We start from the raw sequence: 24244 nt of genomic DNA on the forward strand, positions 1-24244 counted from the left end.
CCACCCTGCGCGACATCGAGGGGCTGGACGTGGCGGCCGGCGTGCGCAACGCCCTCGGCCGGGAGGCGCTGTATCTCACGCTGCTGGGCAAGTTCGTGGCCGGACAGCGGGATTTCGGCGCCCACCTGAAGGCCGCACTGGCCGAGTCCGACCGGGTATCGGCGGAGCGGCTGGCCCATACCTTGAAGGGCGTCTCGGCCCAGATCGGGGCCCGACCGTTGAGCGCCCAGGCGGAAGCCTTCGAGGCGGCTCTGCGCCGCGGTGACGCGGCCGAGGCGCTGGCGTCGCCCCTCGATGCGCTGGTGCTGCGGCTGGGCGCGCTGCTCGACGCGCTGGCGGCGCGCCTGCCCGGCGAGCGGCCCGCACCAGTGCGGGTCGAGGTCGATCCACAGGCACTGCAGGCGGTGTGCGCCCGGCTGGCCGGTGAGCTGGCGGCCGACGATTTCGCCAGTTGCCACACGCTGGAAGCCAACGAGGCGTTGCTGCGCGCCGGGCTCGGCCACCGCTTCCCGGTGATCGAGGAGGCGGTGCGCAGCTTCGATCTGGCCGCGGCCCTGGCAAGCCTCAGGGAGGCGGCGGCCAGCCTCGACATGCCGCTGTAGCCCCGGCGGGCGGGCTCAGGCGTCTTTCGCCAGGTAGCGCTCGATCAGGTCGGTGAGCAGCTGGTGGGCGGCTTCGAACTCGAAGTTGTCGATGGCCGCGCCGATCTCCCGTGCCGCGTCGGGTTGCAGGGCGTCGAGCAGGTTGCCGTTGGTGCGCCACAGGCTGCTGCTCTGCATGTCGTCCTCGGCCAGCAGCTTGGCCAGGTCGTCGGCAAAGCGGCGGATGCTGGCTCGATCGCCGGCGGGGCGGGGCGGCTTGGCGGCCGGCGGGGTACCCAGGGCGGCGTCGATGGCCGGGATCAGGCCCGTGAGCCGGACGTCGAGCCGCGCGATGAGAGCCTCGACCTGTTCGGCGGCGGCGTGCTGGCGCAGCGCCAGCTCGAGCTCGGCGGCGCAGCGGCTCACCTCGGTGGCGCCCACCGAGCCGGCGCTGCCCTTGAGGGTATGGGCGGCGCGTTCGGCGTCGCTGTGCCGACCGTCGGCGAGCCACTGGCGCAGCTTGGCGATTTCGTCCCGGTGGCTGCGGGTGAAGATGCCGAGGATGCGGCGGTAGCGGTCCTCGTGGCCGTGGGTGGCACGCAGCCCGGCCTGGAGGTCGAGACCTTCGATGTCCGCCAGACTGGCGGGGGCCGGCGCAGGCGCCGTGGGGGCGACCACGGCCGGCGTCGGGCTGGGCGGTGCGGCTGGCGGGGTGGTGGGCAGCCAGCGCAGCAGCGCCTGGTAGAGCACGTCCGGGTCGACGGGCTTGGCAACGTGGTCGTTCATGCCGACGGCGAGGCAGCGGTTGCGGTCCTCGTCGAAGGCGTTGGCGGTCATCGCGAGGATGGGCACCTGGCTACCGCCGGGCAGGGCGCGGATCGCCGCGCTGGCTTCGAGGCCGCCCATCACCGGCATGCTGAGGTCCATCAGGATCAGGTCGAAGTGGCCGCCGTGGCGGATTTTGTCCACCGCTTCGAGGCCGTTGGCGGCCAGCTCGACGGCGAGGCCGGCGTCCTTCAGCAGCTCGCAGGCGATTTCCTGGTTGAGGGGGTTGTCCTCGGCGAGCAGTACGCGACGGCCGGCACCCACGTCCCGCAGGCGGCTGGCCGCGTCGGCCGGGGCGGGGAGCGGGACCGGGCCGCCCGGGGTGGTTTCGCCGAGCGCGCCGGGGTGGCCGATGTCGAGCTGCAGCGCGATCCAGAAGGTGCTGCCCGCCTCGGGGGTGCTGGCCACGCCGATCTCGCCGCCCATCAGCTCGGCGAGGCGCTTGCTGATCGCCAGCCCCAGGCCGGTGCCGCCGTACTTGCGGGTGGTGGAGTTGTCGGCCTGTTCGAAGGGTTTGAAGATCGAGGCCTGCTGGGCGGCATTGAGACCGATGCCGCGGTCTTCGACTTCCAGGCGCAGGCCGATGCGCGGCGCGACGGCGCCCGGCTGATGGCGGGCGCGCAGGGTAATCGCGCCGTGGGGCGAGAACTTGATCGCGTTGGACAGGAAGTTGACCAGGATCTGCTCGATCCGCACCGGGTCGCCGCGCAGCACCGGCGGCAGCGCCGCATCGACCACCACTACCAGCGCGAGGCCCTTCTGGCGGGCGCTCTCGCGCACCAGGCTGGCGGCCTTGTCGAGGGTCGGGCGGAGCGGGAAGTCGATGGATTCGATGGTGATCTTGTCGGCTTCGATCTTCGACAGGTCGAGGATGTCGTTGATGATGCGCAGCAGGTGCTGGGCGGCGGCGCCGATCTTGGTGACCCGGTCGAGCTGCTGGGGCTCCTCGATCTCGCGCTGGAGCAGGTGCGACAGGCCGATGATCGCGTTCATCGGGGTGCGGATCTCGTGGCTCATGTTGGCCAGGAAGGCGCTCTTGGCGCGGTTGGCGCTTTCGGCCTCGTCGCGGGCGGCGGCCAGTTCGCGGGTGCGCTGCTCGACCAGGTCGGTCAGGTGGTGGCGGTGGGCCTCGAGTTCGCTGTCGAGCTGCTTGCGTTCGGTGATGTCGCGCACGACGCACATCACGTAGGTCCGGCCGCCCCATTCGACGCGGCTCGACTTGATGTCGGCGGTGTAGGTGCTGCCGTCCTTGCGCTTGTGGAGGGTTTCGAAGCTCTCGCCGAGGGGGCGGATGCTGCGCACCATCTGCTGCAGTTCGGGCTGCTTGAAGCGGCCCTCCCAGTCCCACACGTGCAGGCGCGCGACTTCCTCCGGGGTGTAGCCGATCAACTCGCAGAACTGGGGGTTGGCCTCGAAGACGCCGCCGTCCTCGTTGAGGATCACGATGCCGTCGCGATCCATCTCGAACAGCGTGCGCCGCCGCGAGGCTTCCTCGGCGGTGGCCTGCTGCGCCTGTTGCTGGGCCACGCGCTGGGCGCCGAGGGTGTCGAGGAGGCGGTTGAAGTGGGTGGCGAGCTGGGCGATTTCGTCGAACTCGTCGTCGAGGGGCACGCGGGCGCGCTCGTCGCCCTGGTGGACCGCCGTCATGGTGTCGGAGATGCGGGCCAGGCGCCGGGTGATGTCCTGCGAGCCGCGCAGGTAGGACAGCGACAGGACCAGCATCGCCAGCGCCAGCAGGGCCGCGACGCTGCCGGTGAGGAGCCACTTCTCGCGGATGAACCGGGCTTCCGGGAAGCTGATGCCGAGCATCCCGATGCGCTGCCCGTTGCCGTCGGTGAGCGGCGTGTAGCCCACGACGCAGGCGTTGTCGAAGATCTGGGCGCGACCGGCCCACGGCAAGCCCTGCCCGAGCACCTGGGCGCTGGCTTCGGGCACCCCGCGGGTGGCGATGGCGCGCTGCCCGTTGGCGAGGGTCACGGTGGTGGTCACGCGCAGATCGTCGAGGAAGATCGAGGTGACGCCGCCGCTCTCGCCGACCCGTGAATCCACCGGAAAGACCACGTCGCGGATGCGCTCGATCATCGGCAGGTTGTTGTTGATCAGCACGCCGCCGACCAGGATTGCGTCCGGGTGGGTGTTGGTCAGCGGAAGGTGAGCCGCCGCGTCGATGGTGAGGCCGCGCGTTTCGGTGGTGATGCCGTCGGCGCTGCTGATGTCGATGCGCGCCCGCGCCGGCAGATCGGGCGACAGCGCGGCGAGCTCCTCGGCGCTGAAGCGGGTGTAGTTGGCCGACGAGATGCCGGTGCTGGCCTGTCGGTAGTCGAAGTTGGACGGCAGCGGGCTGCCCGGCGCGATGCCGGTGCTGGAGGCGATCACCTGCCCGCCCTGGGTGGCGATGATGAGGTAGTCCAGTCGCGCCGCCTCGGCCCGCGCGGCGAGCAGCTGGTCGAGGGCGGGAATGGGCTGGCGTGCCACGTCGTCGTGGTTGGCGCTCAGCAGCTGGGCGATCCGCTCGACGCGGACGATCTCCTCGACGTGCTGGAGCGTCTGGCTGCGCATCTGCTCCATGTAGTTGTGCGCGCTGGCCAGATTGCTCCGGGCGTTGGCGATCAGGAGGTCGTCGAAGCGCGCGCCGCCGAGCAGGATCAGGGTGCCGAGGATCAGCGGGAAGACCACCAGCAGCGGTGCCAGGCCCAGCGCCAGCAGCCGCAGACGCAGCGACCCGCGCCAGCGGAGCGGACGATGAGCGGACAGGAAACGGGAGAGCATGGTGTCGTTCGAGCGATTTTCCCGGGCCGGTTGTGGGCTGGGCCGCGCGCGAGGCGGCCCGTGGCAGGACAAGGCTGCCAGATGCACGCCGCCTTGGCGAGAGGTAGACGGCGCGCGCGCGTGGGACTTGAGTGGGTTAGGGGGCTGATTCGTCAAATTCTACAATTTTGTTATTTTCGTTACAGCATGAAAAAACGCAACCTGCGCCGGAGCCCGCCCGCGGCTGCCGTCCGGGCACGCGCGGGTAAAGTCTGTGCCGTCCCGGCCGTGGTTTGTGAAGGGCGTGCGTCGATTGCGCGCGCCCGCCCGACGCCCCCTGTTGCCGCGCGAATGACGGCAGTATGATCCGGGGCCGGGCGGAGCCTTGAGGGGAGAGTCATGTCGCGCATGAGGTGGGGGGTGGTGCTCGCGAGCAGCCTGATTTTGCTGGGCTGCGGACCCGAGGCGCCGCTGCGTATCGGGTTCATCGGCGGCCTTTCGGATCGCAACTCGGACGTCGGCCAGGCGGGCCACAACGGGGTGTTGCTCGCCGTCGAGCAGGCCAACCGCGCCGGCGGCATCGGGGGGCACAAGATCGAGCTGGTGTCCCGCGACGATGCGCAGGACGCGGAGATCGCCGCCAAGTCCGCCGCCGAGCTGGCCGCCGAGAAGGTCGAGGCGGTGATCGGTCCCTTCACCAGCGGCATGGCGGCGGCCGTCGTGCCGGTCCTGGCGAGGCGCAACACCCTGGCGATCAGTCCGACCCTCACGTCGATGGATTTCCACGGCAAGGACGACAACCTCATTCGTATCAACCGCAGCACCCGCGACAACGCCGAGGATTACGCCCGCGTGCTGTTCGGCCGCGGTCAGCGCCGCATCGCGGTGGCCTACGACGTGCGCAACCGCTCGTTCTCCGAGTCGTGGCTGGGCGAGTTCCGCAAGGCTTTCGCGGCCCTCGGCGGCACGCTGGCGGCTGAAGTGGCCTACGAATCGCGCCCCGACGTCGACTTCGGCGCGGTGGTGGCGGCGATGCTCAAAGGTCAGCCGGACGGGCTGTTCTTCATCTCCGGCGGCATCGACGTGGCGCGCCTTGCCCAGCAGTCGCGCCGACAGGCGCCGGGGCTGCCGATCGGTGCGTCCGAGTGGGCGGCCAGCGAACAACTCATCGAATTGGGTGGCAAGGTGGTCGATGGCCTGGTGATCGTCCAGAACTACAACCGGGAGGACGATTCGCCGCGCTATCGCGAGTTTCGCGAGGCTTATTTCAAACGCTTCCAGAAGAACCCCGGCTACAGTTCGGTATCGGCCTACGACGCGGCGACGGTGCTGTTCGACGCGCTCGCCCGACGTACCGCCGGCGAGTCGGTCAAGATGGCGGTGCTGCGCCACGGGCCCTACCAGGGCCTGCAGCAGCAGATCGTCTTCGACGCCAACGGCGACACCCAACGCAAGGTGTTCTTCACGGAAATCCGCGACGGGCGCTTCGTGCTCCTCAAATGACGTCTTGCTGCGCCATGATCGACACCATCGAGATTTTTCCCTGGAACGCCAACTTTGAAACCGGCATTGCGGAGATCGACGTCCAGCATCGACGCCTCGTCGAACTGCTCAACCAGCTGGTCGGCCACCTGACCCGTCAGGCGGACGCGCCGACGCTCAAGTCGGTCTTCGACGCCCTGGCGCGTTACGCGCTCGAGCACTTCGAGTCCGAGGAGGCGATCTGGCGCGAGGCCTTCCAGGGCGACCCCTGGGAGACCGGGCACTCCGAGTCTCACCAGCGCTTCGTCGACGCCGTCGGAAAACTCCAGGCCGAGGCGGATTCCCGGCCCTACGAGGACGTGCTCACCGATGTGGTGGGCTTCCTGACCCACTGGCTGGCGCTGCACATCATCGAGTCCGACCGCCGCATGGCGCTGGCGGTGCTGGCGCTGCGCGAGGGCGCCGACGTGGCGTCGGCCAAGCGCATCGCCGACGCGCGGATGTCCGGGGCGGCCCGGGCGCTGATCGAGACGGTGATGGGGATGTACGACAAGCTGGCCAGCCGCACCGTCCAGCTGACCCGCGAGATCCACGCGCGCCGGCGCGCCGAGAAGGCGCTTCAGCTCGCCCACGCGGCGCTCGCCCAGGCCAAGGAGGAGGCCGAGGCGGCCAACCGCGCCAAGTCCGATTTCCTGGCCAGCATGAGCCACGAGATCCGCACCCCGATGAACACCATTGCCGGCGTCGTGCAGCTGATGCGCCGCGACGGCGTGTCGCCGCGCCAGGCCGAGCACCTGGGCCGCCTGCAGGATGCCTCCGGGCATCTGCTGGCGGTGATCAACGACATCCTCGATCTGTCGAAGATCGAGGCCGGCAAGCTCAGCCTCGAGGAACTGCCGGTGGATATCGCCGGCATCGCCGAGGGCGTCGCCTCGATGCTCTCCGAGCGGGTCCGCGAAAAAGGCCTCGCCATGACGGTGCGCGTCGAACTGCCGCCGGTGGCGCTGCTTGGCGATCCGACCCGGCTCAAGCAGGCGCTGCTCAACTACGCCACCAACGCGGTCAAGTTCACCGACGCCGGCAGCATCGCGCTGTGCGTCCGGGCGGTGGAAGAGGACGCCGGCAGCGTGTTGCTGCGCATCGAGGTGACCGATACCGGCATCGGGATTGCGCCGGAGGCGCTGGCCCGGCTGTTTGCCCGCTTCGAACAGGCCGAGGCGACGACATCCCGCGAATATGGCGGTTCCGGTCTCGGGCTGGTCATCACCCGTCGGCTGGCGCGCCTGATGGGCGGCGAGACCGGTGCCCGGAGCACGCCCGGGGCCGGCAGCACGTTCTGGTTTACCGCCCGTCTGCGCAAGGGGGCGGCGCAGGTCGGGCCGTCCGCGCCGGTCGATGTGGAGTCGGCGGAGCTGCGGCTGCGCCGCGATTTCGCCGGCCGTCGCATCCTGCTGGTCGAGGATAACGAGATCAACCGCGAGATCGCCGTCGACCTGCTCGCCGATGCCGGGCTGGCCGTCGAGTGCGCCGAGGACGGCGTCGAGGCCGTGGCGATGGCGGGGGCCGGCGATTACGCGCTGATCCTGATGGACATGCAGATGCCGCGCATGGATGGGCTGGAGGCGACCCGGCGCATCCGCGCGGCGGCCTGGGGGCGCGACGTGCCGATTGTGGCGATGACCGCCAACGCGTTTTCGGAGGACCGGGAGATGTGCCTCGCCGCCGGCATGAACGATTTTGTCGTCAAGCCCGTGGACCCGGACGTGCTGTTCGGCGCGCTGCTGCGCTGGCTGGCGCCGCCGCGGGGCTGAAGGGGCGCGCCGGCCTCAGCGGTCGATGGGCAGGTTGCGGCGCAGCACCACCGGCACGCCGCCGAGCTTCTTCTTGGCCAGCCACTGGGCGAGAGCCGAATCCAGGTAGTCGGCGTGGCTCGGGAACCAGTTGGCGAGCGCGGTGGCAAACTCCCGGCCCACCGCCAGTTCGCCGTCCTTCACCAGCTGTTCGACCTGATAGGCCGATTCCATCACCGCGTTGTGATCGTCGACGTGACAGTCCCGCGGGGGGAAGTCGGTCGCTTCCATCCAGTCCTTTTCCTGTCCGAAATGGGCTTCGGCGTGGATGATGAAGTCGTGCATCGCACCGGCCAAGTCGGCGTCGGCGCAGGTCAGCAGGCGGTCGACGATGTCGACGAACTCCCGGTGGGTGTCGTCCATCGCGTCGAAACCGAGCAGGAACGCGTCGGTCCACTGCAGGCCCTGTTGATCGGTCATGTTCTGTCTACTCCTGGCATGTCATTCTTCGATCCGCTGCGGGATCACGGAATCAAGGATAACCCGCCGCTCCGCCGGGATTGTTTGTGGTTAGTGAGCAATCCCCGGTATTGATTTCGATCAGACAACAATGAGACGAGACTTCGCACGATGAAAGCGCGCGCCACGGATTCCGCTCCCGCCGTCCCGACCCGTCTGCCGCCCGGCATCTGGGCGCTGGGTCTGGTGTCGATGCTGATGGACATCTCGTCCGAGATGATCCACGCCTTGTTGCCGGTTTATCTGGTCGGCGCCCTCGGCGCATCGACCTTGGCGGTGGGCTTCATCGAAGGTGTGGCGGAGGCCACCGCGGCGATCACCAAGGTTTTTTCCGGCGCGTTGTCGGACTGGCTGGGGCGGCGCAAGCTGCTGGCCGCCATCGGCTACGGCCTGGCGGCGTGCACCAAGCCGGTGTTCCCGCTGGCCGATTCGGTGGGCTGGGTGGTGGCCGCACGTTTTGTGGACCGGATCGGCAAGGGCATCCGCGGCGCCCCGCGGGACGCGCTGATCGCCGATCTGGCGCCGCCGGGCCTGCGCGGGGCAGCCTTCGGGCTGCGCCAGTCCCTCGATACCGCGGGCGCCTTCCTCGGGCCCTTGCTGGCGATCGGGCTGATGGCGGCGTCGGGCGGCGACATCCGGCTGGTGTTCTGGGTGGCGGTGGTGCCGGCCTGCGGGGCGTTTGCGCTGATCGCGCTGGCGGTGCGCGATGCGCCCCGGCCCGGTCTCGAGGCGCCGCGCGCGCCCTTGTCGCGAGCCGAACTGGGGCGACTGCCGGCGGCCTACTGGTGGGTGGTGGGCATCGCCGCGGTGTTCACGGTGGCGCGCTTCAGCGAGGCCTTCCTGGTGCTTCGGGCACAGGAGCTGGGCGTCGCGACGATGTGGATTCCGGCGGTGCTGGTGGTGATGAACGTGGTCTATTCGCTGTCGTCCTACCCGATCGGCGTGCTGGCCGATCGGATGCGCCGCGGCACCCTGCTGGCGCTCGGTTTCGCGATGCTGGTGGCGGCCGATCTGGCGTTGGCGCTGTTGCCCGGACTGGTCGGGCTGGCCCTCGGCGTGGCGCTGTGGGGGCTGCACATGGGCATGACCCAGGGCCTGCTGGCGACGCTGGTGGCCGATGTGGCGCCGGACAACCTGCGCGGCACCGCCTTCGGCGTGTTCAATCTGGCGGGGGGCGTGGCCTTGCTGCTGGCCAGCGTGCTGGCCGGCGGGCTGTGGGACGCCTTCGGGTCCCGGGCGACCTTCCTGGCAGGGGCGGCCTTCGCGGCGCTGGCCCTGGTCGGGCTGGTGGGGTGGTCGAGGCGCGGCGCGATGGGCTGACGCGACGCGGACGCGCGGACGGGCTCAGGCGCTCCAGCGCGCCCGGCCGGTGTTCTTGGCGCGATACATGGCGTGATCGGCGGCGCTGAGCAGGCGTTCGGCGTTCTCGCCGTCGGCCGGGAAGCGCGCCACCCCGACGCTGCAGGCGATGCGCAGGGTGTGGCCTTCGACTTCGAAGGGCTGCGACAGCGCATCGACGACCTTCGCGGCGGTGGGGCCGACGGCGGTGCTGCCGGCCTGGGCGGGCATCGCCACCACGAACTCGTCGCCGCCCAGCCGGGCCACCGTGTCCTCGTCGCGGAACAGGCGCTGCAGCCGCTTGGCGACCTGCTGCAGGAGCAGGTCGCCGATGTCGTGGCCGAAGCTGTCGTTCACCGGCTTGAAACGGTCGAGGTCGATGAACAGCACGACGACCTCGGCGTGCTGGCGCTTGGCGTGATGGACCATGCTCTCGAGGCGGTCGTTGATCAGCGAGCGGTTGGGCAGCCCGGTGAGCCGGTCGAAGTTGGCCCGCTGCCAGATCTCGCCGTCGCGCCGGCGCAGTTCGGTGACGTCGGAGATCAGCGCGACCCGGTGGGTGACGTGGTTTTCGGCGTCGAGCACGGCGGAAATCATCGCGTGGCCGGTGTAGGCCTCGCCGTCGCGGCGGCGGCCGTCGAAGTCGCCGCGCTGGTGGTGCAGTTCGGCGGGGCCGAGGAGTTCGGCCAGACTGCAGCCGCCGGCGCGGCCGGCGGGCAGGGTCGAGATGTGCTGGCCGCGCAGTTCGTCGATGCCGAAGCCGGTGATCGCGCTGAAGGCCGGATTGATGTCGACGATGCGGTTTTCGGTGTCGATGATCATGATGCCCTCGGCCATGTTGTCGAGCACGCCGCGCAGGTGCGCTTCGTGGCTGGCCAGGTCGTGGACGACCCGTTCGTAGCGGCGCAGCGCCACCAGCAGCGCACCGATCACCAGCATGAAGAGCAGGCTGAACATCGCGCCGCGCTCGAGCGCCCAGGCGTTCTGGGCGCGCATCGGTGCCAGGGCGTCGTCGAGGGCGATGCCGGACATCATCACCAGCCCCGACGGCAGGCGCGTCCAGCCGTACTGCCGCAGGATGCCGTCCACAGTGGCGTGGGCCACGTAGTCGCCTTCGCGCAGATCGGGGCGGGTGATGTACTCGCGTTGCTGGGGCGCCTGCTTGCCGTAGTGGGCGCCGGGGTCGAGGGTGCGCAGCAGCACATGGCCGGTGGCGTCCACGAGGGTCAGGGTGTCGTGGGGGGCGGATTCGAAACGGGCCAGCTGGGCCGTCCAGGCGTCGGGCGACACCGCCAGCGACACCACGCCGTCGAATTGCCCGTTGCGGCGTACCGCGCGGGCGATCTGCAGGCTCCACTTGCCGGTCAGCCGGCCCAGCACCGGGGGGCTGATCACCAGCGAATCGCCGGCGTCGCTGGCCAGCCGGGTGAAGTAGGCCCGGTCGCCGAGGAAGTTGCGCGGCGCCTCGCCGAGGGACGAATAGCTCAGGTAGCCGGCGGCGTCGATGCGGAACAGCTGCAGGATGAGGTCCGACGGCATCGCGGCGGCCAGCACCTGCTCGCGCAGCGTCTCGATGGCGAGCCGGTCGCCGGCCGAGGCGCGGGCGGTGCGCAGTACGAAGTCGAAGCGATCGAGTGTCGCCTGCACGGTTTCGGCGGCGACCCGGGACTGCAGCAGGGCCTGGGCGCGGACCCGCGCGCGGGTGTCGTATTCGTTCTGCTCGACCGACTGGAGCAGGTCGTACCAGGCGATACCCAGGGCCAGCAGGGTGGCGCCGGCGATGCCCAGGCGGATGAGTTGCAGCGGCTGGGTGGACAGTTTCGGGAAAAGCCGGGAAATCATGGGGGCGCCGCATCCTCGCGTGGCACACCGCGCCTCTTGCGGCCGATGCCTGCCAGTGCGGCAGTGTGCCTCAAGTTGGCCGCGGGGTGGATAATCGAGGTCCCGCTTCGAGCGAAGGCGATACGGAATGCGACTCCCCCGGTGTTTTCTCGCAACGATTTCGGCGCTCCTCGTCGCCGCCCAGGCCGTGGCGGCGCCCGACCCCACCCTCGCGCCGTGGATCGACGGTCCCCAGCGCAGCGAGGCCAATCGTGCCCGCGACGGGGCCCGGCAGCCGGCGGCGACGCTGGCCTTCTTCGGGCTGCGACCCGACCAGACGGTGGTCGAAATCTGGCCCAGCGTGGGCTTGTGGTGGTTCGAAATCCTCGCGCCCTATCTGCGCGAGCGGGGTGGCTATGTCGCGGCCCTACATGCTGGCGCCCCTAATCCGGCGGCCGCGCGGGCCGAGCAGGCCGCGGTGGCGGCGCGGATGGCCGCCGATCCCGCGCGTTTCGGTGCAGTCCGGCTGGCGCACAGCCCAGGGCTGGGCGAGACGGTGCCGGACGATTCGGTGGATGTGGTGCTGACCTTCTCGAACCTGCACAACTGGATCGTCGATGGCAACGTCGGCGACGTGCTGCGGGAGTTCCAGCGGGCGCTCAAGCCGGGAGGTGTGCTCGGGGTGGTGGATCATCGCGGACGCGACGACATCCCGCAGGCCGTCCAGCTCAAGGCGGGTTACCTGCGCGAGGACGAAGTGGTGGCGCTGATCGAGCGGGCCGGCTTCCGCCTCGTGGCGCGGGGCGACATGGCGGCGAATCCCCGCGATACGAAGGATCACCCGGCCGGTGTGTGGACCCTGCCGCCGAGCCTGCGCCTCAAGGACGTCGAGCGCGACAAATATCTGGCGATCGGGGAAAGCGACAAATTCACCCTGAAGTTCGTCAAGGTGGGGCGACCGGATTGACGAAGGCGTCAGGACGGTGTGTGCGTGATGCTGAGGAGAGGGGGAGGAAAGCTGGTGCTCATGGGCAGGATTGAACTGCCGACCTCTCCCTTACCAAGGGAGTGCTCTGCCACTGAGCTACATGAGCACTGCTGTCGGAACCGCTGAAGGCGGCCCGGCGGGTCTGTGGCGTGGCATCTGGCCAAGTGGCCCGATGTCCAACAACCCGTCTGGAGCGGCGCGCATGGTAGCAAGACCAATGGCCGGCCGCAAGGATGTCTGCTGCATCTTTGCGAGAAATACGGCGATATTTCACGTTTCGGCACAGGCGAGGGGGCGCCGGGGCGAATCGGAGGGGGTCAGCGGGCGTCGGCGGCCGGACTGGATTGGCGGCGCTGCATCTCGCGGATCATTGCCGAGAATTGCTCGGCGGTCTCGTGGCGGGCTACCGCCGGGCCGATGAGGGGGGGAGCCAGAAGCCCGGCTGGGCTTCGGAGTGGTAGTGCAGGCGGGTTCCCGTTCCCTCGGCTTCCAGTTGCATCAGGCTCTCGACCTGACGGATGTTGCCGCCGATGCCGCGGGAGCGGATCTCGCGCAGCGGCACCAGGTGAATCTCGCGCACCGATTCGAAATCCGCCGAAAAGAAGCCGTAGCGGCCGGTGCCCTTCTGGTGCACGGTGAGCAGCGTGTCCTGCCGGGCGGTCACGCGACTGAAGCTCAGGTTGGGGACGAAGTCGGTCATGTGCTCGAAATCGGTCAGCACGGCCCAGGCGAGGGCTGGCGGCACCGGGGCGTGCATGACCGCATCGACCACGAAGCGCTTGCCGCTCTTGTAGGCGGTCACGTCGTCCTCGCTCACCGCCGGGGCAGCGTCGAAAGCGCCGGCGGCGGCGGTCAAGGTCACGGCGAGGAGGGCGGCGGGTAGCACGCGCGGCAGGCGCCGCAGCGCATGGGCGAAGGGCTGGCGAGGCATCGGTTTGGGGCCGGTCCGGTCGGCGTTCATCGTTTTCGTCAGAGGCGTCGCGGCGCGATTTTGTTCAACGGGGGCGGTACAAACAAAAAGGCCCTCGCCGCCATCGGCAAGGGCCTTGCTGTGCTTGCGCCGTGTCTCGCGGGGCACGCTGCCCTGCGGCGAGGCTCAGTAGCGGCGGGCGGGCGCGGGGGCCGGGGCGCCGTTGCGGGCGGGCAGATGGCGGAACGTGATACGGCCCTTGGAGAGGTCGTAGGGCGACATCTCGAGGGTCACCTCGTCGCCGGCGATGATGCGGATGTGGTTCTTCTTGAGCTTGCCGCCTGCGTAGGCGATGAGCATGTGCTCGTTGTCGAGGGTCACGCGGTAACGTCCGTCGGGCAGGACTTCGGTGACCTTGCCGTGCATTTCGATGAGTTCTTCCTTGGCCATGTCGGGCTCCTTGTGGGTGGCCGGGGGGTGCCCCTGTGGTGCGCGGAGCATGTCGGCCGTGGCCCGCCACCGCCTTGGTGGGCCAGATTTCGCCGCGGCCCGGGTGGGGCAGGGCAGTCGGATGTCGGCGCGGATATCGGCGGGCCGGCGCGTGCAGTGTCTGCGCTCAGTGTCGCAGGCGAAGATGAACGTCGCTGTGTGCTGCCGTTGCGCGGTGCCCCCGGCGGAAAAAAATTAGGCCGACGCAGGGTCGACCTAGTTTTCCGGGCGCGTGCGGTTGAACTGACCTACCGATCGCTGGATCGGTCGGACATCCCCTGTTTGGGGGGGGGCAACGCAAGGCTGCAGGCGATCCGCCATTTTCTTCGTTTTGGTGCGGTGCGTCAAGAAAAGACTGCGCTAGCCCGGGTTTGAGCTGGCTCAAATCCGGGCCGCGTGGACTCGCATACGCTGTGAAGGCTTGCCAGAAGCCGTGCGTCGCAGCGTATGCGCCGATACCAACGATATCCAAGGAGACCGCATGATTGATCTGAACCGCACCGACGGCGTTGCCCCGATCGAGGATTTCTCCCAGTGCCACGCCGGCATCGTGTCCCACCTGGAGCAGCTCGATGAACTTGCTCCGCTGCTCGAGCCGGCGATGCGCGCGCGCCGGCTGGCAGCCGAGGCGCTGCGTTTTTTTCGCAGCGCGTTATTCGAGCATCACACCGACGAGGAGCGCGAGCTTTTTCCGTCCGTGCTCGCCCACGCCGGCAAGGGCGAGGAGCGCGAGCGCGTGCAGGGGCTCGTCGACCGGTTGGTGCGCGAGCATCGCTATCTCGAATCTCTCTGGTCGAAACTCGAGCCCGAGCTGCAGGCGGTGGCCACCGGCGGGCAGGCTGAGGTGGAGGTGTCGGTAATGCGTCAGCTGGTGACGCATTACCAGGCCCATGCCCAGTTCGAGGAGCAGCACTTCCTGCCGCTCGCGCGCGGCATCCTCGGTCGCGAGGGCGAGCATCTCGCCGCACTTGGCCTGCGCCTGCACATGCGCCACACGCCGCTGCAGCAGACGCCGTTCTGACTCGCGGCGCCATAGCGTCGCCGGCCTGCCTTCGCGCGGGCCGGTTTTTCGGGAGCGGCGTGCCGTGGGGGCGCCATCCGGCAAGCGCCCGCTTTGCGTGAAAAGCTCGGGTGATATAATCGCCGGCTGAAAAATTCCGCCCTCGCCCGGTGTTGCGCATGCAACTCTTCGCCCTCGGACTCAATCATCATACCGCGCCTGTCTCGATCCGCGAGCAGGTGGCCTTCCGGCCGGAACTGCTCGTGCAGGCGCTGGGTGATCTCGTGCGCGCGAAGCCGGTCAAGGAGGCCGCGATCATCTCCACCTGCAATCGCACCGAGCTCTACTTCGCGACGGAGAAGCCCCATTACGCGGCCGACTGGTTCGCCGAATATCACCGCGTCGCGCTGCAGGATCTGTCGCCTTACCTCTACACTTTTCCCCAGCGGGACGCCGTGCGTCACGTGTTCAGGGTTGCCAGCGGGCTCGACTCGATGGTCATCGGCGAGCCGCAGATCCTCGGCCAGGTCAAGGATGCGGTGCGCCACGCGGAGCAGGCCGGGACCCTCGGCACCACGCTGCACAAGCTTTTCCAGCGTACGTTCTCGGTAGCCAAGGAAGTCCGCTCCACCACCGCGATCGGCGCCAACATCGTGTCGATGGCGGCGGCGGCGGTGCACTTGTCCGAGCGCATCTTCGAGCGGGTGCGCGACCAGCGCGTGCTGTTCGTCGGCGCCGGCGAGATGATCGAGTTGTGCGCCGCCCATTTCTGCGGCGAGCAGCCGCGCAAGGTGAGCATCGCCAACCGCACCGCGGCCCGCGCCGAGTCGCTGGCCGGACGCTTCGGCGCCGACGTACTGCGCCTCGATCAGGTTGGCGAGGCGCTGGCGGGTTACGACATCGTGGTCTCGTGTACCGGCAGTCCGCTGCCGATCATCGGCCTCGGCATGGTCGAGCGGGCGCTCAAGGCCCGTCGTCACCGCCCGATGGTGATGGTCGACCTGGCCGTTCCGCGCGACATCGAGCCCGAAGTGGCGGCGCTGGGCGACGTCTTCCTCTACACCGTCGACGATCTGGCCAAGGTCGTCGATTCCGGGCTGGAATCGCGCCAGCAGGCGGTGATCGAAGCCGAGAACATCATCGACGAGCGCGTCGACGGTTTCCTGCACTGGCTCGACAGCCGCGGCACGGTGCCGACCATCCGCGCCCTCCGGGAACACGCCGACCACCTGCGTCAGGCTGAGGTCGAGCGGGCGCTGCGCCTGCTCGCCAAGGGCGAAGACCCGCACAAGGTGATCGAAGCCCTCAGTCATGGCCTTACCAACAAGTTTCTCCACGCCCCGACGCGCTTCCTCAATGACGCCGACGGCGCGCCGGGCGACTGTGCCGAACTGGTCCAGCGCCTCTTCAACCTCGACAAGAACCACTAGCCCGCCCGGGCGTCTCCCCCGCCTGCGCCCGCAGGCCGCCTTCCCATGAAACAGCGCATCCGCGACAAGCTCGACAACCTCGCCGACCGTCTGCAGGAGCTCGACCGTCTGCTCGCCACCAGCGAGGCCGCGGCCGACATGGACAACTACCGCAAGCTGACCCGCGAGCACGCCGAGATCGGTCCGGTCGTCGCCTTGTACCGTGACTATCGCCAGGCCCTCGACGACGAGGCGACCGCCCGCGAACTGCTCGCCGATCCCGAGATGAAGGAGCTCGCCGCCGCGGAGCTCGACGCCGCCCAGGCCGTCCAGGCCCGCATCGACGCCGAGCTGCAGGCCGCACTCTTGCCCCGGGATCCCAACGACGAGCGCAACCTGTTCCTCGAGATTCGTGCCGGCACCGGCGGCGACGAGGCCGCGCTGTTCGCCGGCGACCTGCTGCGCATGTACACCCGCTATGCCGAAACTCAGGGCTGGCGCGTCGAGATCATCTCGGCGAGCGATTCGGAGCTGGGTGGCTATAAAGAAGTGATTGCCCGCATCGCCGGCCACGGCGCCTACAGCAAGCTCAAGTTCGAATCCGGCGGCCACCGCGTGCAGCGCGTGCCGGCCACCGAGACCCAGGGGCGCATCCACACCTCGGCGTGCACCGTGGCGGTGATGCCGGAAGCCGACGAAGTGGGCGACGTGGAGCTCAACCCCGCGGATCTCCGCATCGACACCTTCCGCGCCTCCGGCGCCGGCGGCCAGCACATCAACAAGACCGACTCGGCGGTGCGCATCACCCACCTGCCCACCGGCATCGTCGCCGAATGCCAGGACGGTCGCTCCCAGCACCAGAACAAGGCCTCGGCGCTGCGCGTGCTGGCGGCGCGGATCAAGGACGTGCAGGTGCGCGCGCAGCAGGCCAAGGAGGCCGCGACGCGCAAGAGCCTGGTGGGCAGCGGCGACCGCTCCGAGCGCATCCGCACCTACAACTTTCCCCAGGGGCGTCTCACCGACCACCGCATCAACCTCACCCTGTACAAGCTCGATGCGGTGATGCAGGGCGAGCTGGGCGAGGTGATCGCCGCGCTCACCGCCGAACACCAGGCCGAGCTGCTGGCCCAGCTCGCCGACGAGAATGCCTGACCGCGCGCTGCCGGCCAGCTTCGGCGAAGCCCTCGCCGCCGCCCGAGGCCGCATCCCGGCCAGCGAGGCGCGCCTGTTCCTGCGCGAGGTGAGCGGCGCCAGTGCGGCCCAGATCGCTGCCTGGCCGGAACGTACGCTCAGCGCCGAGCAGGCTGCCCGCTTCGCCGACCTGCTCGCCCGCCGCGTCGCCGGCGAGCCGGTGGCCTACCTGCTCGGCGTGCGGGAGTTCTACGGACGCGATTTCCAGGTTGGCCCGGCGGTGCTGATCCCTCGACCCGAAACCGAGCTGATCGTCGATCTGGTGCTGGCCCGGGTTGTGCCGGGGGCAGCCCCCGCCATCCTCGATCTCGGCACCGGCAGCGGTGCGCTGGCGGTGACGCTGGCGCTGGAGCGGCCGGCGGCGACCGTGACGGCGGTGGATTTCTCGCCGGCCGCGCTGGCGATTGCACGGGCCAACGCGGCGGCGCTGGGCGCCAGCGTGCGCTGCGTCGAGAGCGACTGGTTCGCGGCGCTGGATGCGGGCGAGCGCTTCGATTTCATCGTCAGCAACCCGCCCTACATCGTCGACGGCGACCCCCACCTGTCGCAGGGCGACGTCCGCTTCGAGCCCGCCTCCGCGCTGGCCTCGGGGCCGGCCGGGCTGGACGACATCCGCCGCATCGTCGCGGCGGCGGCGGCTTTCCTGCTGCCCGGCGGGTGGCTGATGCTGGAGCATGGCTACGACCAGGCCGAGGCGGTGCGCGGATTGCTGCGGGGCGCGGGCTTCGGTGAGGTGGCGTCCGAGCGCGATCTGGCGGGTATCGAGCGCGTCACCTGCGGCCGTCGCCCTTGACGCGATCCGTTGGCGGGCCTAGACTTTTCCGACTGAATTGCTCAACTATTTTTGCGAGATCACGATGGACGTTCAAAAGATCATTGACGAACAGGTTAAATCCCACCCGGTGGTGCTCTACATGAAGGGTTCCCCGTCGATGCCGCGCTGCGGCTTCTCGGCAACCGCCGTGCAGATCCTGCAGGCCTGTGGCGTGGGCGAAGTGTTCGCGGTGGACGTGCTGGCCGACGAGGGCATCCGCCAGGGCATCAAGGAATATTCCAACTGGCCGACCATCCCGCAGCTTTACGTCAAGGGCGAGTTCGTCGGCGGCTCCGACATCATGCGAGAGATGTTCCAGTCCGGCGAGCTGCAGCAGATGCTGAGCGCCTGAGTGCGGTTCGACACAAAAAAGCGGCTCAGGCCGCTTTTTTTTCGCCTTTAGGCAGCGTGACCTGCTCGGTGGATAGTGGGTGGGTCGGCTGTTCGGGCGGGAAGATCGCCTTGTGGGCCAGGTGATAGGCGAGCAGCAGCGGCGGCATCCGCAGCCAGTGGGCGCGGATGTAGAGGCTGCGGCGGGCGAGCGGGGTCAAGGCGTCGGCGGTGCTCGGATGTTGCGGGCGCAGCACACGGGCGTAGATGCCGTCGAGGGCGCGCTGGCCGATGCCGCCGCGCTCCAGGCAGCGGCTGCGGGCGATCACGGCTTCCGGCAACGGTGTGTCGAGCAGGCTGCGGCAGTAGCGCAGTGCGAGACGCAGCGGGCCGGCGAGTTGCAGCCGCTCGGCGCGGTCGAGGAGCTGCGTCCAGGCGCCGTCGTCCTGGTCCAGGTGACGGAGCAGCAGATCGAGGTCGGTGAGATCGCGCAGCAGGTTGTCCGGTTCGCCCTCGTGGAACAGGTGGGAGGCGCTGTGCAGGATCAGGTCGGGCAGCGAGAGGGTGCGCACGCCGGGCAGGTCGGGCAGCGGCACGCTGGCGTCGATCAGCAGCCGGGCGTCGGGCTTGAGACGGGCGGTAGGCGGCAGGATGGTGTGGTGCACGTCGAGCGCCGAGCCGCGGAAGACGTGGCGCATTGCGGGCAGTTCGTGCATCCAGCGGCGATAGTAGCGCTGGTCGTAGGCGTCGGTGGCGGTGCTCGCCCAGCCCTTGAGCTGCAGCGCCGATTCGGCGTCGGCGAGGCGATCCTTGGGTAGCAGGATGTCGATGTCGGAGAACAGCCTTCCTCGGGCCGCGGGTAGCCCGGCGGCCACGTAGGCGGCACCCTTGAGCAGGATCACCGGGATGCCGGCGGGTGCGAGTGCTTCACGCAGGAAGCGTGCTTCGCGGCGGATCGCGTGGCGTTGTTCGCCGGCCATCACCGCGCCCGAGAGCAGGTGGTTGCGCGGCCGCTCGGGAATCTCGGCTTCGAGGCCGGCGGCCTGCAGGCGCAGGAACAGGCGCCCGAGCAGATTGGCGTGACGGGCCTGGCGTACCAGCAGGTCCCAGTCGGCGGCGCCGAGCTGGCGGATCGAGTCGGGCTGGCGGTAGGCGCCAAGCAGCAGGTTCATGCGCCGGCCTCCGTGGCGAGACGGTCGAACACGGCGATGGCGTCGTCGAGCCGGCTGTATTCGAAGCTGTAATTGTCGCAGCGGTCGGTGGTGGCGCCGACCGCCGCGAAGCCGCGCGGACCGAGCACGTGGTAGTTCATCGCGTTGTCGGCGAGCTGCATGAAGGCGGCGCCGCTGCCCATCGGGGTCAGGACGGCTTCGCTGCCGGCACGGTAGCGGGGTAGCACCATCCAGCGCGGCTGCGCCCATTCGCCGACGGCGTCGACGCTGGCCCGGGTGGGGGCCATCAGCGCCACGGTGCCCTTCGTGGTGTCCTTGACCGGGCGGGTCAGGAAGGCATCAGGGGCGTAGGCGCGGATGATGTCGATGCTGGCGTTCTTGAGGTTGACCGGCCGGGCGAGGCCCATGATCTCGCCGGTGTCGAGGCGGATCAGGGTGAGTTCGTCCGACAGCAGGCGCCAGCCGCGGTTGACCAGCGCAGCGCACAGCGTGCTCTTGCCCGAACCGGGGGGCGCCGGCAGGATCGCGGCGTGCCTGCCGCGGGCGACGCTGGCGGCGTGGACCACCAGGATGTGATGGCTGTAGGCGGTGACGCACCAGTTGAGACCCCATTCCAGCATCGCCAGGGCCTGGTTGCGGGGCAGCGGCGTGAAGGGCTCGACCGCGTCCACGACGAAGCGGGCCTGAGGCGCCAGCCAGCGGCGCAGCCCGTGGCCGGGCCGGACGGCGACATGGAAATCGGTGAAATCGGCAGCGTCCACAAGGCGGTGGTGCGCGTAGAGCTGAGCCAGTTCGTCGGCGATTTCGGGGATGCCACTTTGCAGGCGGCAGTTGAACGGGCCAGCCGCCAGCCGCAGGCCGTCCCCTGTCAGCCGGGCGCGAAATTCGGCCGGGGAGAGGTCACGGATTTTCAAGGGCGGGGCTCGATTCGACGCGGATCAGGTGGGCCTTGACGAGGGCGTCGAGGGCAATCGCGACGAGGCGCTGGCAGTCTTCGGGGGCTGCGTCGGGTTCTTCGTGCAGGATGGCGCGGACGAGATGCTGCCCGGTCAGGCGGCGGCCGGGAACGGTCAGCTGGTCGAGCACGAAGCGGGTGAGCGGGGCGAGCAGCAGGGTCTCGCCGGCGGATGGATCGTAGCGGACCCATCCTTCATCGACTTCTTTCCAGAGTACTTCGGCCAGCCCTTCGAACAGGGTTTCAGAGGCGATGTACGACGTGCCGGCCGTGAGCAAGACGCGAAGCGGGGCGAATCAGGGGTTGGCCAGCACGTAATCCAGGTATTGCTCGACCTGGGACGCGGTCCAGGCGATGCTCGGCACGCTGGGGTTCGGCACGAAGTGATTGCTGACGATGCCTTCGTTCCACATGCGGATCGCGGTGGCTTCGGTGAACAGCGAAGGGCTGGCCTTGGCGCTGAGCCAGGCAGCGATGATCTTCTTCTGGAGCGGCGAGCCGCTGACGGTGAGAACCTTGCGGATGCTGTCGGTGACGGTGGAGGAGAACACGTCGCCGAAGTTCTTGTTGTCCAGATCGTCGATGACGTTGGGCGGATTCGGGTTGGCGGCGGCGTAGTCCTGCCAGAACTTGACGCCGTTCATCTTCGGCGAGCAGGGCGTGGTGCCGTTCTGGCTCAGGTTGCCGGAGGCCGAGAAGCCGGAGGGTTGCTTGCACTCGGCCGCCAGCGCGGGAACGCTGGTGAGCGCCAGCAGCACGGGGGCGCCGGCGAGGCCGGTCTGGATGAGCTTGCGACGGGTTGCCTGGGGTGCGGAGCTGCTGCTGACGTGTTGCGGCTCGGCGGTTTTTTCGGAGTGTTCCAGCTTCATCCTAAACCTCGTTGAACTGACGCTCCGGGGGAGCGCGGTTGAGTGCAGTATAGGCGGGCCCGTTTTGCGGCGGTGTGACGTGGGTCCGCTTTTTGGTCAAAATAGGCAAAGCAAATTTTGTTCCGGATTTTTGGGCTCGTTTTAGGATTCTGATTCTAAAGGAAATAAAGTCCAACGGAGAAAACCGCCGGCAAAATCGGCAAGCATGTGTAAAAAATGCCGACAAAATTGGTGTCGGCGCAGGGCGGAGGTCAGACGCTGGCGATGCGGCTGTTGGCGAGCGACAGCCGGCTGGCGAGGACTTCGAGAAAGCCCTTGTAGAAGTGCATCTGGCACAGGCTCGACGCGCGCAGCAGCGCGGGTGCGCGGATGGTGAGGATGCGTGTCTCGGTGACGGTTTCGACCGACGCGGTGCGCGCCCCGCGCCCGGCGGCGAACAGCGCCATCTCGCCGAAGCAGTCCCCCGGGCTGAGGGTGTTGAGCAGGTGGCCCTTCTTGACGATGCGCAGCTCTCCGGCGATCACGTAGCAGAAGTAGTTGCCGGGTTCGCCTTCCTTCATGACCACCGTTCCGGGCGGAATCAGGCGCCATTCGCCGAAGCGGACGATCTCCCAGATCTCGATGTCCGAAAATTCACGGAAGAAATGAAAGGCGCGCAGGCGCTCGAATTTCTCGCTGTCGGGCAGTTCGCCGGGGGTGGCGGCGAGGCTGCGGTTGCGGTAGGCCTGGGCGAGGTCGTGGGAGAACTCGAGCCAGGTGGCGTAGCGGGCGGCCGGGTCGCGCTGCATGGCGCGGCGCACGATGGCGTCGAGTTCCGGTGGAATCTCGGGGCGAATGCTGGCCGGCGGCGGCGGGGTTTCGTGGGCGATCTGGTACAGCAGGTTGACGTTGCTGCTGCCTTCGAAGGGCAGGCGGCCGGTGAGCAGCTGGTACATCACCACGCCGAGGGAGTAGATGTCGGTGCGGTGGTCGAGCGGCTGTTCTCGCACCTGCTCGGGCGCCATGTAGGCCGGCGAGCCGAGGCCGGCGAGCTGGGTGGTTTCGGTGGCGGTGAAGATGGCTGCGCCGAAATCGGAGAGCTTGATGTCCTGGCCGTCGGGCGAGACGAGCAGGATGTTGGCCGGCTTGATGTCCCGGTGGGTGACGCCCTGCAGGTAGGCGTAGTCGAGCGCCCGGGTGCACTTGAAGATGATCTCGACCAGGCGCTCGAACGGCAGCAGGTGGCCGGGCCGGGCGAAGGCTTCGAGGGTGCCGCCGGGGACGTATTCCATCACCACGTAGGCGTCGCGCTCGTCGATCACCGCGTCGTGGATCTGGACGATGTGCGGGTGCTGCAGCTTGCCTGCGAGGGCGGCCTCGTTGAGCAGCATGTGGTGGTACAGCGTGGTGTGGTCGGTGACGCGCAGCATCTCGGGATGCAGTCGTTTGATGGCCACCTCGCGCTGGGCGAAAGGATCGAAGCCGAGGTAGACGACACTGGTGCCGCCTTCGCCCAGCGGCCGCCTGATCTCGTACTTGCCGATCCTTTCCATGGGTGAGCTCCTCAGCCGAGACGCTGCCGGGCGCGGGCGATGGCGGCGCGGACCTGCACCGGCGCGGTGCCGCCGATGTGGTTGCGCGATGCCAGCGAACCTTCGACCGTCAATACTTGGAACACGTCGTCGGCCAGACGTTCGACCGCGCCGGGCACGTGGGCCATCGCGGCCTGAAGCTCGGTCAGGGGGATCTGCGGGAGATCCACGCCCTTGGCGTCGGCGGCGCGCACGGCGAGCGCCACGGCTTCGTGGGCGTCGCGGAAGGGCAGGCCCTTCTTGACGAGGTAGTCGGCCAGATCGGTGGCGGTGGCGTAGCCCTGGGTGAGGGCGGCCTGCATCGCGTCGCGCTTCACGCGGACGTTGAAGATCTTCTCGCCGTTCTCGATGCGGCTGCCCATCATGTCGGCGTAGATGCGCAGGGTGTCGATGGCGGTGTCGGCGGAGTCGAACAGGGGCTCCTTGTCTTCCTGGTTGTCCTTGTTGTAGGCCAGCGGCTGGCCCTTCATCAGGGTGAGCAGGGCGATCAGGTTGCCGTTGGCGCGGCCGGTCTTGCCGCGCACGAGCTCGGGCACGTCCGGGTTCTTCTTCTGGGGCATGATCGAGCTGCCGGTGCAGAAGCGGTCGGCGAGGTCGATGAAGCCGACGCGCGGGCTCATCCACAGGATCAGCTCTTCGGACAGGCGCGACAGGTGCGTCATCAGCAGCGACACGGCGGCACAGAATTCGATGCCGAAGTCGCGGTCGGAGACGGCGTCGAGCGAGTTGAAGCAGACTTCCTCGAAGCCCAGTAGCTCGGCCACGTATTCGCGGTCGATCGGGTAGGTGGTGCCGGCCAGCGCGGCGGAGCCCAGCGGCAGGCGATTGACGCGCTTGCGGCAATCGGCGAAGCGCTCGGCGTCGCGGCGGGTCATCTCGTAGTAGGCCATCAGGTGGTGGCCGAAGGTGACCGGCTGGGCGACCTGCAGGTGGGTGAAGCCGGGCAGCGGGGTGTCGGCGTGGTGTTCGGCGAGGTCGAGCACCGCCAGCTGGAATTCGCGGATCAGGCCGAGGATGGTGTCGATGGCGTCGCGCAGCCACAGGCGGATGTCGGTGGCCACCTGGTCGTTGCGGCTGCGGCCGGTGTGCAGGCGCTTGCCGGCGTCGCCCACGAGGGCGGTCAGGCGCTTCTCGATGTTGAGGTGAACGTCCTCGTCGTCGAGGTTCCAGTTGAACTCACCGCGCTCGATCTCGCCGGCGATCTGGGCCATGCCGCGTTCGATGTCGGCCAGATCCTGAGCGCCGATGATGCCCTGGCGGGCCAGCATGGTGGCGTGGGCGATCGAGCCGCGGATATCTTGCGCGGCCATGCGGTTGTCGAAGAAGACGCTGGCGGTGTAACGCTTGACGAGCTCGGAGACGGGTTCGGAGAAGCGACCGGACCAGGCCTTGGCGGCGCCGTCCTGCGGTACGGATTGATCTGCCATAATTAAAAATGCTCT

General features: G+C 68.8%; 21 protein-coding genes and 1 tRNA gene. 10 read left to right on the forward strand and 12 right to left on the reverse strand.

Translation table 11 applies throughout. The annotated features are described in order from the left end of the window. Positions 1–602 (forward strand): Hpt domain-containing protein (locus tag ACE3P2_RS10330; RefSeq protein ID WP_374264095.1); only part of this gene is annotated, 602 nt, incomplete at its 5' end. Between the two features lie 15 nt (positions 603–617). Here ACE3P2_RS10330 and ACE3P2_RS10335 read toward each other — a convergent pair. Continuing rightward, positions 618–4175 carry an ATP-binding protein gene (locus tag ACE3P2_RS10335; protein ID WP_374264097.1) on the reverse strand — a complete coding sequence of 1186 codons (3558 nt, stop codon included), beginning with the start codon at positions 4173–4175 and terminating at the stop codon, positions 618–620. A gap of 378 nt (positions 4176–4553) precedes the next feature. Here ACE3P2_RS10335 and ACE3P2_RS10340 point away from each other — a divergent pair, with 378 nt between their 5' ends. After that, the gene (locus tag ACE3P2_RS10340) at positions 4554–5657 is read left to right on the forward strand and encodes an ABC transporter substrate-binding protein (protein ID WP_374264099.1); all 1104 of its coding nucleotides are present in this window, start codon (positions 4554–4556) and stop codon (positions 5655–5657) included. Positions 5658–5671: 14 nt separating this feature from the next. Continuing rightward, positions 5672–7447 (forward strand): bacteriohemerythrin, encoded by a 1776-nt coding sequence (locus ACE3P2_RS10345; RefSeq protein ID WP_374264101.1) that lies wholly within the window; start codon positions 5672–5674, stop codon positions 7445–7447. 15 nt (positions 7448–7462) lie between these two features. Here the strand turns inward: ACE3P2_RS10345 and ACE3P2_RS10350 are convergent, their stop codons facing one another. Further along, a complete protein-coding gene (locus ACE3P2_RS10350) occupies positions 7463–7906 on the reverse strand; it encodes a hemerythrin domain-containing protein (protein WP_374264103.1) in 444 nt (147 codons plus the stop codon). Between the two features lie 150 nt (positions 7907–8056). Between ACE3P2_RS10350 and ACE3P2_RS10355 the strand changes: the two genes are divergently transcribed. Beyond that, entirely contained in the window at positions 8057–9265 is a 1209-nt protein-coding gene (locus ACE3P2_RS10355; protein ID WP_374264105.1) for an MFS transporter, read from the forward strand. Positions 9266–9289: 24 nt separating this feature from the next. Here the strand turns inward: ACE3P2_RS10355 and ACE3P2_RS10360 are convergent, their stop codons facing one another. Beyond that, the gene (locus ACE3P2_RS10360; RefSeq protein ID WP_374264107.1) at positions 9290–11125 is read right to left on the reverse strand and encodes a diguanylate cyclase domain-containing protein; all 1836 of its coding nucleotides are present in this window, start codon (positions 11123–11125) and stop codon (positions 9290–9292) included. A gap of 127 nt (positions 11126–11252) precedes the next feature. Here ACE3P2_RS10360 and ACE3P2_RS10365 point away from each other — a divergent pair, with 127 nt between their 5' ends. Beyond that, entirely contained in the window at positions 11253–12071 is an 819-nt protein-coding gene (locus ACE3P2_RS10365) for a class I SAM-dependent methyltransferase (RefSeq protein ID WP_374264109.1), read from the forward strand. Between the two features lie 52 nt (positions 12072–12123). Here ACE3P2_RS10365 and ACE3P2_RS10370 read toward each other — a convergent pair. From ACE3P2_RS10370 to infA, 3 genes are all read right to left on the reverse strand, one after another. Further along, positions 12124–12198 (reverse strand) — tRNA-Thr (locus ACE3P2_RS10370). Between the two features lie 297 nt (positions 12199–12495). Next, on the reverse strand, positions 12496–13053 hold the full coding sequence (locus tag ACE3P2_RS10375; RefSeq protein ID WP_374264111.1) for an SRPBCC family protein: 558 nt from the start codon (positions 13051–13053) through the stop codon (positions 12496–12498). 135 nt (positions 13054–13188) lie between these two features. Further along, positions 13189–13452, reverse strand: coding sequence for a translation initiation factor IF-1 (gene infA, locus ACE3P2_RS10380; protein WP_374264113.1), 264 nt, complete (start codon positions 13450–13452; stop codon positions 13189–13191). Between the two features lie 520 nt (positions 13453–13972). Here infA and ACE3P2_RS10385 point away from each other — a divergent pair. The 5 genes from ACE3P2_RS10385 (at position 13973) to grxD (ending at position 18257) form a co-directional block, all read left to right on the forward strand. Continuing rightward, positions 13973–14512, forward strand: coding sequence for a hemerythrin domain-containing protein (locus ACE3P2_RS10385; RefSeq protein WP_374264115.1), 540 nt, complete (start codon positions 13973–13975; stop codon positions 14510–14512). Positions 14513–14670: 158 nt separating this feature from the next. Further along, the gene (gene hemA / locus ACE3P2_RS10390; protein WP_374264117.1) at positions 14671–15921 is read left to right on the forward strand and encodes a glutamyl-tRNA reductase; all 1251 of its coding nucleotides are present in this window, start codon (positions 14671–14673) and stop codon (positions 15919–15921) included. Positions 15922–15966: 45 nt separating this feature from the next. Beyond that, positions 15967–17052, forward strand: a complete 1086-nt coding sequence (gene prfA, locus ACE3P2_RS10395) for a peptide chain release factor 1 (RefSeq protein ID WP_374264119.1) — start codon at positions 15967–15969, stop codon at positions 17050–17052. After that, a complete protein-coding gene (gene prmC, locus ACE3P2_RS10400) occupies positions 17045–17884 on the forward strand; it encodes a peptide chain release factor N(5)-glutamine methyltransferase (RefSeq protein ID WP_374264121.1) in 840 nt (279 codons plus the stop codon). The genes prfA and prmC overlap by 8 nt, the downstream gene beginning before the upstream one ends. A 64-nt stretch (positions 17885–17948) precedes the next feature. Further along, complete coding sequence (gene grxD, locus ACE3P2_RS10405) at positions 17949–18257, forward strand: Grx4 family monothiol glutaredoxin (protein ID WP_374264123.1); 309 nt, start codon at positions 17949–17951, stop codon at positions 18255–18257. A 25-nt stretch (positions 18258–18282) separates the two neighbouring features. On the opposite strand, the gene ACE3P2_RS10410 is transcribed toward grxD, so the two are convergent. The 6 genes from ACE3P2_RS10410 to argH all read right to left on the reverse strand — a co-directional run bounded on the left by ACE3P2_RS10410 (position 18283) and on the right by argH (position 24229). Then, entirely contained in the window at positions 18283–19407 is a 1125-nt protein-coding gene (locus ACE3P2_RS10410) for a nucleotidyltransferase family protein (RefSeq protein WP_374264125.1), read from the reverse strand. Further along, positions 19404–20321 carry an HprK-related kinase A gene (locus ACE3P2_RS10415; RefSeq protein WP_374264127.1) on the reverse strand — a complete coding sequence of 306 codons (918 nt, stop codon included), beginning with the start codon at positions 20319–20321 and terminating at the stop codon, positions 19404–19406. Before ACE3P2_RS10415 ends, ACE3P2_RS10410 begins: the two co-directional genes overlap by 4 nt. Then, a complete protein-coding gene (locus ACE3P2_RS10420) occupies positions 20308–20640 on the reverse strand; it encodes a hypothetical protein (RefSeq protein WP_374264129.1) in 333 nt (110 codons plus the stop codon). Before ACE3P2_RS10420 ends, ACE3P2_RS10415 begins: the two co-directional genes overlap by 14 nt. Before the next feature lie 18 nt (positions 20641–20658). Further along, positions 20659–21231: a hypothetical protein gene (locus tag ACE3P2_RS10425; RefSeq protein ID WP_374264131.1), complete on the reverse strand. Its 573-nt coding sequence runs from the start codon at positions 21229–21231 to the stop codon at positions 20659–20661. Between the two features lie 251 nt (positions 21232–21482). Then, the gene (locus ACE3P2_RS10430) at positions 21483–22763 is read right to left on the reverse strand and encodes a protein kinase (RefSeq protein WP_374264133.1); all 1281 of its coding nucleotides are present in this window, start codon (positions 22761–22763) and stop codon (positions 21483–21485) included. 11 nt (positions 22764–22774) lie between these two features. Next, a complete protein-coding gene (gene argH / locus ACE3P2_RS10435) occupies positions 22775–24229 on the reverse strand; it encodes an argininosuccinate lyase (protein ID WP_374264135.1) in 1455 nt (484 codons plus the stop codon). Positions 24230–24244: the final 15 nt, after the last annotated feature.

Origin of the sequence: Zoogloea sp. (genome assembly GCF_041911615.1) — a bacterium.
Lineage (GTDB): Bacteria > Pseudomonadota > Gammaproteobacteria > Burkholderiales > Rhodocyclaceae > Zoogloea.